Raw genomic sequence first — 12,149 nt, 5'->3', positions numbered from 1 at the left:
GACCCGGTCCGAGGGCCCCGGGGCTCTCAGGCCGGGTCGGCGGCGCGGACGTGCGCGGCGTAGAGCCGCTGGAGCAGGAGGTTGAGCTGCTCGCGCTCGGGCTCGGTCAGGGCGTCGAGGAAGCGGTCCTGTTCGGCCGCCGCCGCCTCGGCGATCGACCCGACGAGGGCGGTTCCGTCCTCGGTGAGGACGACGAGGCGCCGGCGGCGGTCGGTGTCATGGGGGCGGCGTTCGACCAGCCGCCGCTCCGCCAGCTGGTCGAGGACGGGGACGATGTTGCGGGCGTCCATGGCGACGAGTTCCGCCAGGCGCCGCTGACCCACCGCGCCGTTCCGGCCGAGGGCGACCAGCACGGCGTACTGGCCCTGGGTCAGCCGGTGCTCGCCGAGGAAGGCCGTCCAGGAACGCGCCGTGAGGGAGCCCAGCCGCGCCAGCAGGAAGCCGGTGCCGCGTTCGAAGGCCGGTCGGTCGTGGTCACCGCTCATGGAGGCATCTTAGGGCGTGTCTGACAAATGATCATCTGGCTGGTTCGGGGAGCCGAAGGGTCGGCAGACCAGGGGTCATCGGTGATGGACCACTGGACCGGACCGATGCGGCGGAGCGCCATCCCAGGGCCCGGACGCGGTGCCCGGACGCGGTGCCCGGACGCACCCCCGGGAAATAGACATGTCACATGTCGTTTGATAGACATGAATCATGTCTATTGACCTGCGTCACTCGACCGTGACGGCCGACGGCATCCCTCTCCACGTGGTGGAGTCCGGCGCTCCCGAGGGCCGGCCGTTCCTGTTCCTGCACGGCTGGCCGGAGTCGTGGCGGACCTGGCTGGGGGTGATGGAAGCCGCCGCCCGGGACCAGGCCCGGATCATCGCGATCGACCTGCCGGGCATCGGCGGCTCCACCCGGGCGGCCGGCGACGGATCGAAGCTCCGGCTGGCCCGGACGGTCCACGCCCTGGTACGGGAACTCGGCCTCACCGGCGCCACCCTGGTCGGCCACGACGCCGGGGGGATGGCGGCCTACGCCTACCTGCGGCAGTTCGCCGATGTCGAGGGCGTCGACCGCGTCGTCGTCATGAACACCGTCGTCCCCGGCGTCGCCCCGTGGGACGAGGTCCTGCGCAACCCCCACATCTGGCACTTCGGGCTGCACACCGTCCCGGCCCTGCCCGAAACCCTCGTCCGGGGGCGCCAGGCGGCGTACTTCGACTACTTCTACGACGTCCTGTCGCCCGACCCCCGGCGGATCACCGCCGAGTCCCGGGCCGCCCACGCCACCGCCTACGACAGCCCGGAGGCGCTCACCGCCGGGTTCGACCTGTACCGGGCCTTCGGCCAGGACGCCCGGGACAACGCCGCGTCCGCCGCCGCCGGCCCGGTCGGGACCCCGCTGCTGTACGTGCGCGGTGACGGCGAGGGCGGCGACATCCGCGCCTACGCCCGGGGCCTGCGCGAGGCCGGGGTCGAGGACCTGACCACGGCGGTGGTGGCCGACGCCGGGCACTTCGCCCAGGAGGAGCGGCCCGCCGACGTCTGGGCGCTCATCCGGGACTTCGCCGCCACCGCGGGCTGAGCGGCCACGCCCGGCAGCCGCTGCCGGGCGGCTGGCGGGGCGGCTGCCAGGGAGGCTGGCGGGGCGGCCGCCACGGTGGCTGGCGGGATCTTGGCGGCCTACGGCGTTCAGGCCACTCGCCGGGCAGGCCCGGGAACCAGAGGATGGAGCCGTCACCGACGGCCGGAGGAAACCCCACCCGGCCCCCGGCCCCCTCCCCACCGGCAAGAACAGAAGGAACGCCCACCTCCATGCCTGCCACCGCTCCCGCCGAGACCCCCAGTGCCGTCCTGAGCGTGCCCGCCGCCACCCCGGCCGAGGCCGCCGCCCACTACGCCGCCCGCCTCGCCTTCGAGGCGGACGTCTCCGACGTCCACGCCGACCTGGCGTCCGGCGCACCCGGCATCATCGTGGTCGACACCCGCGGCGATGCCGCCTGGCGCCAGGGCCGCATCCCCGGCGCCCTCCACATCCCCACCACGCGGATCGCCGACCTGGCCCCGCGGCTGATCGACCCGTCCCGGACGGTGGTCACCTACTGCTGGGGCCCCGGCTGCAACGGCGCGACCCGCGCGGCGCTGGCCTTCGCCCGCCTCGGCTACCAGGTCAAGGAGATGCTCGGCGGCTTCGAGTACTGGGCCCGCGAGGGCTTCGCCTACGAATCCGCCACCGGTACCGAGCAGCGCCCCGTCGACGACCTGACCGCCCCGCGCTCGGGCATCTCCTGCGCGTGCTGAGGACCACCGCGCGGGGCCCGGGCCCGGACCAAGGTCAGGTTCTCGCTCCCCGTCCGGTGGCCGCCGGCCGGTAGCCCGCCGGCCCTCGGCCGGCGCGACGGTCAGAACTTGCGCGCCGGGGTGACCTGGTGCAGGTGGACGAGGACGTCGTAGGCCCGGCCGATCGCGAGCCTCGGCATCGGGTCGCTGACGTAGACCGAGCCCGCGTCGTAGGTGGGGCGGCTGACGTCCAGCCAGTCCCGGGCGGCCCGGGGAGCGGTGCGCAGGTCGACGTAGTAGTCCCGGTGGCGGACCTGGTCGAGGGTGTACTCGTTCATGTCCGGTGTGGCCGCCGGGACGGTGACGGTCTTCCAGTCGTCGGTCAGGACCGCGTCGTTGGTGAGGAAGGACCCGCGGTCGAAGGTGAAGCCGATGGCCACGTAGCCGTGGCCGTAGGCCCCGCGCAGCCGGGCGCCCTGCGGCTCGGGGTACAGGAAGGTGTCGGTGGCCAGGTAGCCGGTGTGCCCGTTGTGCGCCGACAGCAGCACCTTGCCGCCGGTACGGCGCTGCCACCACGCGGTGTTGTCCGCCATCGCCCGGTCGCGCAGCTGCTCCGAGGCGGAGACGGAGGCCGGGTCGTCCAGGTCCAGGGCCGAGAAGGCGAAGGTCTCGGCGATGTTCCGGGCGTGCTGCACGGCCCACGCGTGGGCGTCCTCGTCGGAGGCACCGGTGCCGGACCCGGTGCCTCCTCCGCTCGCGGTGACCAGGTCGAGGGCCAGCTGCGCCCTGGCGGCGGCGTCCCGGCGTTCGGCGAGCGGCTTCTTCAGGTAGGCGAAGGCGTCGTCGAACGGCCGCAGGCCCGCGTAGAGCCCCTCGAGCCGCGGGAGAAGATCGGGGCGGGCCCCGCGCACGTAGGAGGTGACCCGCTCGAACATCCGGTCGCCGAGCCTCGGGAGGCCAAGGTCGTCCCCCACGAAGTGGACCGGGTCGCGCGGGTGGCTCCGGTTGTGGGCCCGCATCCAGGCGATCAGGTCGGCGAACTCCTCACGGTCCCACGGGCTGCCGCCCAGCGCGTCCTTGACGACCTGCCGCGCGTCGCCCGGGCCGCCCTGGACGTACTCGTCGATCCGCAGACCGCTGCTCCAGCTCGTCTCCAGCACGAAGCTGGTGAAGCCCTTCTCCTCGACGAGGTAGCGGAACAGCCGCTGCTTCATCGCGAAGAACTCGTGCGAGCCATGGGTGGCCTCGCCGAGACCGACCACCTGTGCGTCACCGATCATCGAGCCCAGGGCCCGCAGGTCGGCGTTGCCACCGCCCGGTTCCGTCGTCCGCAGCGGCCGGGCGACACCCTCCAGCGCGCCCACCACGGCGGAACGCCGCGCCGCCCCCGCCCCCGCGTCTGCGCCCTCCCCCGCGCCCGCCGGCGCGGCGACCGCCGCCACCGGGGCCAGCACGGCCGCGGCGGCCACCGCCGCCACCGCCGTCAACAGTCCGCGCCGCGCGATCCGCTCGTTGCCCGCCATCGTTGTGACCACCTCGACTCGACGGAACGCCGATGACCTCGGCGTTCGATGAGTCGATCTTCATATCGGCGGGCCCGTGACGCCCTGGGGCAGGCCACCGTCCTCGCCGGGGGCGGCCCACCACCCGAATCCGGTGGCTAACCCCCCGACCGGCGGGGGCCCGCGGTGCGTCAGGGCACCTCCGACCGCCCGCGGGCGAGCCGGGAAGTCAGAGGTGCCCCAGCACGTTGACCACCCGTCCGCTGGGATCGCGGACGAAGAACCGCCGCACGCCCCACTCCTCGTCCTGCAAGGGGTGGACGATCTCCGCACCGCTCGCCCGCACGACCGCGTAGGCCGCGTCCACGTCGTCCACCTCGATGCTCATGTCGGGGGCGACAACGGGAACGGTTTCACGCCTCTCCAGGGGTACTACCGCACGCCCGACGCCGCACGCGCGTCAGTGGCCCAGTGGTCGGGATCGGGCAGCCGGACCCAAGTGTCGACCGGGCCGGTGACGGCGCGGGCGCTGGTGGGCAGCAGGCCCGCGAAGGAGCAGGCGAAGGCGACGGCGTGGTGGTGGTAGAGGTAGGCGTCCAGGACCTCTTCGGGGGTGTCGCGGGGACGGGGGCCGCCGCCGGGGTGGAGGCCCCGTGCTTCGACGGTGCCGTCGCGGACGACGCTGCCCTGGTTGCCGCTCTTGGGATTGGCGTAGAGGCCGTAGCCGACGGTGCCGGTGGTCAGGCGGGCCATCACCCCAGGGGTGGACGGGACGTAGCCCCAGGGCTGGGTGACGACACATCCGCCGGGAACGGCCGTGACGCCGACGATGAGCAGGCTCTCGTCCGTCCCGTGCCCGTAGGGGTCGTCACCGCGGCCGTACGGGTCATCGAGGAAGTCCGCCATGAACTCCTCCTCCACGGGCGTCGCCCCCAGCCGGCGGATGGCTTCGGCGGCGTCGATGCCCGCGACGCAGGCGAGGCCGGTGCCCTCGTAGTGGAAGCGTCCCAGGGCCTCGACGAGTTGTCGGCCGCGCCGGACGACGGCCTGCTCGGCCGCCGTCAGGCCGGGCTCTCCGTCGGAGCGGGGGAAGAGAGCAGGGTCCGGGCCGGCCAGGGCGAGGCGGCCCGGGGACCAGCCGCCGAGCTGCGGCCGCCACGGATCGGCACCGGCGGCCACGAGGGCCCGGGCGTTGTCCGGACGGCGTGCCACGACGGCCTCCCACAGTGCCGTCGTCCCGTCCTCCGGCGCGTCCACGTCCGCGACGCGGCCCGCCAGTTCGGCCACCACCTCGGGAGAGCCGACCGTCGCCGCCCGGTGCAGGGGGCGCCGCGAGCCCCACGCGTCCGGGTCTGCTCCAGTGTCGAGCCGCGCACGGATCTCGCTGTGGTCCTGCCAGCTCTCCCAGGTCACACCGGCCCAGCCCGTCATCGTGCCCCTCCCCCACCCGTGCGCTGCGTCAGCCTTTCGGACACGTTCCCACGAGGGTCCGACAGCCGTCGTCCCCGAGCCGCTCCGGCCGGGTGCCCCGGAAGGGCTTTCGCCCGCTCCCGTCCTACGGGTGCTTGAGCAGCCGTGCCTCGGCGACGGCCGTCCCGTCCTCCTCCTCGTCGAGGCGGGTGATGCCGTCCCGCACGAAGCCGGCCCGCTCGTAGAAGCGGATAGCGGAGGTGTTGGACACGTAGGCGTAGACGCACAGCGGCCGGCGGGCCCGTGCCTCCAGGTCGGCGACGGCGTGGCCGAACAGGCGCGCGCCCAGGCCCGTACCGATGCGGCCCGGCTCGATGTAGAGGCCGTAGACCTCCGCCGCCTCGCCGCCGAGGTCCGGATCGCCGTCGGCGGGCCCGGTCCGGCAGAAGCCGGTCACGGCGCCGTCCTCCTCGGCGACCCACAGCCGGTGCCCGTCGGGGAGGTTCGGCCAGGTACTCGGCTCAGTCCGCCGGTTCCCCGGCCGGGTCCAGCCCGTCGAGGTACCCGGCGCTCATGAATCCCGCGTACGCCGCCCGCCAGGCCCTCACCTTCAGGGCACCGATCGCCGGCGCGTCCTCCACCACCGCAGCACGGATCATGGTGGGGAGTGCAGGAGCGGACTCGTCCGTTGTCGCACGGTTTTTCCGCCCGCTCCCGGACCGCCTCACCCTCCGGGCCGGAAGAGGGCCGCACGGGCAGTGCGCGGTCCGGGCCGCGACTTCACCCCCTGGGGTCCGCCGTCCGGATCCGCTCCCGGACCGGACGGACCGGCAGGGCGGCGTCCGTCGTCCCCCGCGGCGTGGGCGGGCCGACGGCTCAGCGGCGCCGGCCCTTCGCAGGCGGGCGACACCAGCGCGATCAGCACCGCCGCCGCGCCGACCCGCGACAGGTGCCGGATCCCGTCGGTCCCGCTGGTGTGCCGCACGCCGAAGTAGGCCGAAGTTGGAGGCCGAGGCGTCGCCGAGCACAGCGCCGCCCACCCCGGCGACGGCACCGTCGCGGACACCGGGCGGACGCGAGTCGCCTGCGCTCACCCGGCCGTGGCGAGTGCCTCCGCCTCCACCAGGTAGCGCGCCACCGGCCCCAGGGTCAGCAGTCCGCTGCCCGCACCGGCGTGTTCCGTACGGGCGTCGCGCAGGGCGGCCACGGCGCGCGCCGCGATCGCGCGCTCACCCAGGCGTACGGCGGCGCGGGCGCTCAGGCACCACATCGCCTCCTGGAGGTGGTCGAGCGACGGCTCGGGTGCCGCGGCGAGGGCGGTACGGGCCTGTGCGGGCCGGTCCTGGGCGAGCAGCACCAAGGGCTGCGCCCACGGCCGGTACGGCCCCCAGTCCAGGCGCGGGTCGGTGGGCGCGGGCCGGTCGTGCAGCAGGCGCAGCCCCAGGAGGGCGAGCGGGAACAGGCCTCGGTGCAGCCCCGGCATGCCGGCCGTCCGCAGGGCGTCCTCGGCGGTGCGGTACTGCTGCGCGGCGGTGGCCGCGCTCGGTCCGCCGGGTTCGGTGCTGCGGGCGGCCGTGATCCGGGCCCGCAGCCACCCGGTGAGGACGGGGACGAGCGGCGCCTCGGTGGTGGCGGCGAGCCGTTCGGCGGCCTCGGCGTGCTCGGCCGCGGCGTCGAGGTCGCCGAGGGCCGAGGCGCTCTGGAGGCGGACGAGGCGTCCGAGGACGGCGAAGTTCGGCAGGTCGTGACGGGTGGCCAGATCGAGGATCTCGGCGCCGACCGCGTCCCGTTCGGCCGCGAGCCCGCAGTGGGCGAAGGTCTGGAGGAACACCCCGTTGAGGGCGAACACCAGCAGGGCGGGATCGGCGAGGTCGCGTGCCAGCGCGAGCGCCTGCCGGGCCGCCCGCAGCGCGCGCTCCGGCTCCGCCCCGGACAGGTCGGCGCTGCGGCTCTCGACGGCGATCGTGGCCAGGAGCCGGGCGCGCAGGTCGGCGGGGCCGTCGGGGCCGAGCCCGGTGAGGGTGCGCTCGGCGGCCTCGACGACGGCGCGGGACTGCTCGGGGTCGTCGGCCCGGCTCCACAGGGCGGGCACGTCGTAGGCGCCGATGACCCGGGCGGTCAGCCGGAGGTCCCCCGTGCGCTGTGCCGCCCGGACGGCCGCGAGGCGCTCGCGCCGGGAGCGGACGAGGGCGTCGCCGCCCGCCAGTGCGAGGGTGCGGGCCAGGTCCACGGTGGTGCGCGGGCCCAGCGCGACGCCGGGCCCGCTCCACACGACGCCGCCGGGAGGCGCGGCCCCGCTGAGGATCTCCGTCTCCAGACGCCGGAGTTCCGCGCCCGGGTCCAGCCCGAGCCGGTCGGCGAGCATCGCGCGGGCGCGGCGCAGGGTGGCCAGGGCGTCGGCCTGGCGGCCCGCGCGGTGCAGCGCCCGGGCGAGCAGCCCCCAGGCCGGCTCGCGCCACGGGTGTTCGGCGACGTGGGCGCCCAGTTCGGCGACCAGGTCGGCCCCCTCCCCGGAGTCGAGGAGGACGCGGGCGCGCAGTTCCAACGCCTCCAGCCGCCATTCCTCCAGCCGGGCCCGCTCGCGCCGCGCCCACGCGGAGCCGGCCACGTCGGCGTAGGCGGGCCCGCGCCAGGCCGCGAGCGCCGCGGCGAGTTCGCCCACCGCCCCCGGGTCGCGCCGGGCGCGGGCCAGGGCGTCCTGGAAGCGGTGGACGTCCACGTCCTCGCGCGGCAGGCGCAGCGCGTAGCCGGGGCCTTCGGTGACGAGGACGCGCGGTGGCGTGCGCGGTGGCCGGTCGGGTTCGAGGGCGCGGCGCAGCGCGCCGACGAAGGTGCGCAGGGCGCCCACGGCGCGGGCCGGCGGGTCGGTCCACAGGTCGTCGACCAGGGTGTCGGTGGTGACCATCCGCCCCTCGGCGGCGACGAGCCGGGCGAGCACCTCGCGGTGGCGGGGGCCGCCCAGGTCGACGGGGCTTCCGTCGTCACGCAGGGCCCGTACGGCTCCCAGCACGTCGATTCGCATGCCTCCATCCTGCGGGCCGGGGCCGGGCGCGCCCAACCGTACTGATCGGCTGCTGATCGCCGTCGCGCAGGCTGGCCCGGTCGGTCCCCGATCCGAAAGGACGCTCTCCCATGACGCCCGCTGTTCCCGATTTCGACCGTGCCGCTCCTGGTTTCGACCGTGCCGCTCCTGGTTTCGACCGCGTCCGCCTGCCCGGTGCGGATGGTGTGGAGCTGGCCGCCGCCGTCGGCGGCAGCGGCAGCCCGGTCGTGCTGCTGCACGGCTTCCCCCAGACCCACCTGATGTGGCGGCACGTCGCCGGGCTGCTCGCCGGCGAGCACACGGTGATCTGCCCCGACCTGCGGGGCTACGGCGCCAGCGACAAGCCGGCGGCCACCGGCCCCGAGGTGTACGCCAAGCGCACCATGGCCGCCGACGTCGTGGCCCTGGCGGCGGCGCTCGGCCACGAGCGCTTCGCCCTCGTCGGCCACGACCGGGGTGCGCTGGTCGCCTTCCGGGCAGGTCTGGACCACCCCGAGGCCGTCACCCATCTGGGCGTCCTCGACGTCGTGCCGACGCTCGACATGTGGAACGTCCTGCACGGAGTGCCGGCGGCCGTCGGCTACCACCTGTTCCTGATGGCGCAGCCGCCGGGCCTGCCGGAGACGATGATCGCCAACAGCGCGGACGCGTTCTTCGGCTCGTTCCTCGACGCCTGGGCCGGCGATCCGGCCGCCGTGCCGGCGGACGTACGGGCCGAGTACCTGCGGGCGAGCGCCGCGGCGGTGCCGTCGATCGTCGCGGACTACCGGGCCTCGGCGGGCATCGACGTGGTGCACGACCAGGCGGACCTGGACGCCGGGTCGCAGCTGGCCATGCCGGTGACGGTCGTGCAGCAGGACTGGGGGGCGCGGCTGGGCTACGACGCGGCCGGGGTGTGGAGGGCGTGGGCGCCGGACCTGGACCACCGGCTGACCCGGGCGGGGCACTTCATGGCCGAGGAGGCACCGGCGGAGATCGCGGCGGCGATCCGGGACCTGCTGGCCCGCTGATCCCCCTGCCCGGGTCGCCGGGCGAGCCGCGGGCCGCGGGCCGCGGGCCGCCCGGCGGTCCGCCCGGCGGTCCGGGCGTCGGCGGTCGGTCTGCCGTACGGTGCGCCGGGCACCGCATCAGGGCTGCCGGCCGTACGGCGCCGGGGCCCTCCGCGCTCGCTCAGCTGTGGGCGACGATGACGTAGATGCCCCAGCCGATCGCGGCGAGGACCACCGCGAAGCACGCCGCGGCGACGGCGTGGCCGAGTGCGCCGGGGACCCGGCGGACCAGGGCCCCGGTCGGGTCGGGGACCGCCGGCGGGTTCAGGGCGCGCACGCCGACGGCGAACAGCGCGGGCAGGCCGGCGCCGGCCAGGATGCCGACCACGACGATCTTCCAGAGCGCGTTCGGATCGATCCAGCTGTTCACCGGGTCACCTCGTCGGGGGCGGCTTCCGGGATGACCGTGCCGGTCCACGCCGCGTTGACGTTCTCCGGGGTGACGGCCGGGTGGCGGGAGGCCACGAAGAAGGCGACCGAGGCCAGCACCAGGACGGCGAAGACGGCCACCACGCCGCCGGTGCCGCCGATCCCGTGGGCGGCCCAGTAGGCCAGCGCCCCGACCAGTGCCGCGGACGGGAGGGTCAGCAGCCAGGCCGCCGCCATCCGGCGGGCGATGGTCCACCGCACGGTCGCGCCCTTCTTCCCGACCCCCGACCCGAGGATCGACCCGGTGGCGACGTGGGTGGTGGAGAGCGAGTAGCCGAAGTCGGCGGAGGAGAGGATGACCGCCGCCGAGGCCGACTCGGCGGCCATCCCCTGCGGCGGCTCGATCTCCACCAGTCCCTTGCCCAACGCCCTGATCACCCGCCAGCCGCCGATGTAGGTGCCCAGGGCGATGGCCGCGGCACAGGAGGCGATCACCCACGTCGGGGCCTTCGCCCCGCTGCTCAGCACCCCGTCGGCGATCAGGGCCAGGGTGATGACGCCCATGGTCTTCTGGGCGTCGTTGGTGCCGTGGGCGAGCGAGACCATGCAGGCCGAACCGACCTGGCCGCCGCGGAAACCGCGGGTGCGCGCGTCCTCGGCGACGTCGCGGGTGAGGCGGTAGACGAGGCGGGTGCCGAGCGCGGCGACCACGCCGGCGATGAGAGGTGACAGGGCGGCCGGCACGATCACCTTGGCGACCAGGCCCTGCCACTTGACGGCGGAGGCGCCGGCCGCCGCGATGGTCGCCCCGACCACGCCGCCGATCAGCGCGTGCGAGGAACTGGAGGGGATCCCGACGTACCAGGTCGTCAGGTTCCACAGGATGCCGCCGGTCAGGCCCGCCACGACCACGGTCAGCGTCACCTCCTGGCTGTGCACCAGGCCGCCGGCGATCGTCGCGGCGACCGCCGTCGACAGGAAGGCACCCACCAGGTTCAGCACCGCCGAGACGCCGACCGCGACGCGCGGCGGGAGGGCTCCGGTGACGATCGAGGTCGCCATGGCGTTGCCGGTGTCGTGGAAACCGTTGGTGAAGTCGAATCCCAGCGCGATGACCACCACCAGCGCCAGGACCACATCGTTGCCGCTCACGGGCACGAACCCTAGCCCGCCGGGCCCCGTCCACCGTGGACCAGCGCGCCGTACGGGAGGCGGAAGCGCTCCGGCGACCCCGCTTCGGCGACCTCGCTCCGTAGGTCCTGCTCCGCCGGTCCTGCTCCGCCGGCCCCGCTTCGGCCCGTCAGAAATTCGCTGTCGCCGATCAGTTCGAAACTGCTAGCGTCCCCGGCGTGGCCAAGCTGAACCAGATCATCGCCGTCGAAAAGGGCGTCAAATCCAAGTCCTTCCAGGAGCTGACCCAGGCCCACCAGGACCTGCAGAAGCCCGCGCTGCTGGCCGGGATCTCCCGCGCCTACCAGCCCAAGGACGAGGAGGGCGAGCAGTTGCCGCCGGAGTCGACCCGGGTGCAGCTGAAGGCCGAGGACGTCCTGCGGTCCACCGCGAACACCCTCACCCGGCTGTTCGACGTGACGGCCACCAAGGACTGGGCCAACGTCGACGCCCGCGCCGACGTGGTGGTGGACGGCCAGGTGCTGCTCGCCCAGGTGCCGGTGCCCTACCTGCTCTTCCTGGAGAAGCAGCTCACCGACCTGTTCACCTTCGTACGGAAGCTCCCGGTGCTGGACGCCTCCGAGTCCTGGAACCTCGACCCGTCCACCGACGCCTGGAAGACCGAGCCGGTGCGCACCATCCGGACCAAGAAGGTGCCGCGCAACCACGTCAAGGCCGAGGCCACCGAGAAGCACCCGGCGCAGGTCGAGGTCTACTACGAGGACGTCGCGGTCGGCTACTGGACGACGGTCAAGTTCTCCGGCGCGCTGCCGGCCCGTCGGGTGAACGAGCTCGCCGAGCGGGTGGAGAAGCTCCAGCAGGCGGTCAAGTTCGCCCGCGAGGAGGCCAACGCCGTCGAGGTCACCGACCAGCGGGTGGGCGACGCCGTGTTCGGCTACCTGTTCCGGTAGCCTCCTGATCGCCCGCCCGGGGAGCCGGGCGGGTGCACCGAGCGCGTCGAGGCCTGTCCGGCAGACCGGACGGCCACGCGTTGCGCGGTGCGAAAAGCTGAAACTGACGTTGAAGCTGACCCAGGGGTCACAGTGGAGGTTCGAATCCTCCCCCCGGCACCACCGGCCGGGGTAGCCCAAGCCAGGCAGAGGCGGGCCCCCTGAATCTCAGACTCCCGCTCCAGTCTCAGCATTCGCCGCCGGACACCGGATCGACCGGGTGCGGACGAACATCGACGAATGCGGGTTCGAGTCCCGCCTGTGCCGCTCCGTGGCACGGTAGTTCAAAGGCAGAACGCGTCGATTTCAATCTGATCCGCGGCCCTTCAACGTGCCGGTGTGCACGAATGGCGGCATCAAAGGGCCCGGGAGCAGGCTACGCTCCCGGG

General features: G+C 74.5%; 11 protein-coding genes and 2 pseudogenes. 4 read left to right on the top strand and 9 right to left on the bottom strand.

What is annotated here, in order from left to right:
• Positions 1–26: 26 nt before the first annotated feature.
• Positions 27–485 carry a MarR family winged helix-turn-helix transcriptional regulator gene (locus tag ACFRMQ_RS28990; protein WP_380733620.1) on the bottom strand — a complete coding sequence of 153 codons (459 nt, stop codon included), beginning with the start codon at positions 483–485 and terminating at the stop codon, positions 27–29.
• A gap of 211 nt (positions 486–696) precedes the next feature.
• Between ACFRMQ_RS28990 and ACFRMQ_RS28985 the strand changes: the two genes are divergently transcribed.
• Complete coding sequence (locus ACFRMQ_RS28985) at positions 697–1,572, top strand: alpha/beta fold hydrolase (RefSeq protein WP_380733619.1); 876 nt, start codon at positions 697–699, stop codon at positions 1,570–1,572.
• Positions 1,573–1,802: 230 nt separating this feature from the next.
• Positions 1,803–2,288, top strand: a complete 486-nt coding sequence (locus ACFRMQ_RS28980; protein ID WP_380733618.1) for a rhodanese-like domain-containing protein — start codon at positions 1,803–1,805, stop codon at positions 2,286–2,288.
• A 101-nt stretch (positions 2,289–2,389) separates the two neighbouring features.
• Here the strand turns inward: ACFRMQ_RS28980 and ACFRMQ_RS28975 are convergent, their stop codons facing one another.
• The 6 genes and pseudogenes from ACFRMQ_RS28975 to ACFRMQ_RS28950 all read right to left on the bottom strand — a co-directional run bounded on the left by ACFRMQ_RS28975 (position 2,390) and on the right by ACFRMQ_RS28950 (position 8,201).
• Positions 2,390–3,790, bottom strand: coding sequence for an erythromycin esterase family protein (locus tag ACFRMQ_RS28975; protein WP_380733617.1), 1,401 nt, complete (start codon positions 3,788–3,790; stop codon positions 2,390–2,392).
• Between the two features lie 208 nt (positions 3,791–3,998).
• A pseudogene (locus ACFRMQ_RS28970) lies at positions 3,999–4,181 on the bottom strand (VOC family protein); the annotation flags it as partial.
• A gap of 20 nt (positions 4,182–4,201) precedes the next feature.
• Positions 4,202–5,200, bottom strand: a complete 999-nt coding sequence (locus tag ACFRMQ_RS28965) for an ankyrin repeat domain-containing protein (protein ID WP_380733616.1) — start codon at positions 5,198–5,200, stop codon at positions 4,202–4,204.
• 124 nt (positions 5,201–5,324) lie between these two features.
• Positions 5,325–5,678, bottom strand: a pseudogene (locus ACFRMQ_RS28960) (GNAT family N-acetyltransferase); the annotation flags it as partial.
• Positions 5,679–5,700: 22 nt separating this feature from the next.
• Complete coding sequence (locus tag ACFRMQ_RS28955; protein ID WP_380733614.1) at positions 5,701–5,838, bottom strand: hypothetical protein; 138 nt, start codon at positions 5,836–5,838, stop codon at positions 5,701–5,703.
• Positions 5,839–6,269: 431 nt separating this feature from the next.
• Positions 6,270–8,201, bottom strand: a complete 1,932-nt coding sequence (locus ACFRMQ_RS28950) for a BTAD domain-containing putative transcriptional regulator (RefSeq protein WP_380733613.1) — start codon at positions 8,199–8,201, stop codon at positions 6,270–6,272.
• 110 nt (positions 8,202–8,311) lie between these two features.
• On the opposite strand from ACFRMQ_RS28950, the gene ACFRMQ_RS28945 reads away from it, so the two are divergent.
• Complete coding sequence (locus ACFRMQ_RS28945) at positions 8,312–9,232, top strand: alpha/beta fold hydrolase (RefSeq protein WP_380733612.1); 921 nt, start codon at positions 8,312–8,314, stop codon at positions 9,230–9,232.
• A gap of 160 nt (positions 9,233–9,392) precedes the next feature.
• On the opposite strand, the gene ACFRMQ_RS28940 is transcribed toward ACFRMQ_RS28945, so the two are convergent.
• Both ACFRMQ_RS28940 and ACFRMQ_RS28935 read right to left on the bottom strand, forming a co-directional pair.
• Complete coding sequence (locus tag ACFRMQ_RS28940) at positions 9,393–9,641, bottom strand: hypothetical protein (protein WP_380733611.1); 249 nt, start codon at positions 9,639–9,641, stop codon at positions 9,393–9,395.
• On the bottom strand, positions 9,638–10,792 hold the full coding sequence (locus ACFRMQ_RS28935; RefSeq protein WP_380733610.1) for an anion permease: 1,155 nt from the start codon (positions 10,790–10,792) through the stop codon (positions 9,638–9,640). The genes ACFRMQ_RS28940 and ACFRMQ_RS28935 overlap by 4 nt, the downstream gene beginning before the upstream one ends.
• 197 nt (positions 10,793–10,989) lie before the next feature.
• Here ACFRMQ_RS28935 and ACFRMQ_RS28930 point away from each other — a divergent pair, with 197 nt between their 5' ends.
• Positions 10,990–11,721: a hypothetical protein gene (locus ACFRMQ_RS28930; protein WP_380733609.1), complete on the top strand. Its 732-nt coding sequence runs from the start codon at positions 10,990–10,992 to the stop codon at positions 11,719–11,721.
• Positions 11,722–12,149: the final 428 nt, after the last annotated feature.

It is taken from the genome of Kitasatospora sp. NPDC056783 (genome assembly GCF_042789895.1).
Lineage (GTDB): Bacteria > Actinomycetota > Actinomycetes > Streptomycetales > Streptomycetaceae > Kitasatospora.
The sequence above is the reverse complement of the archived record's forward strand: the minus strand, read 5'-3'. Positions and strand labels throughout refer to the sequence as shown.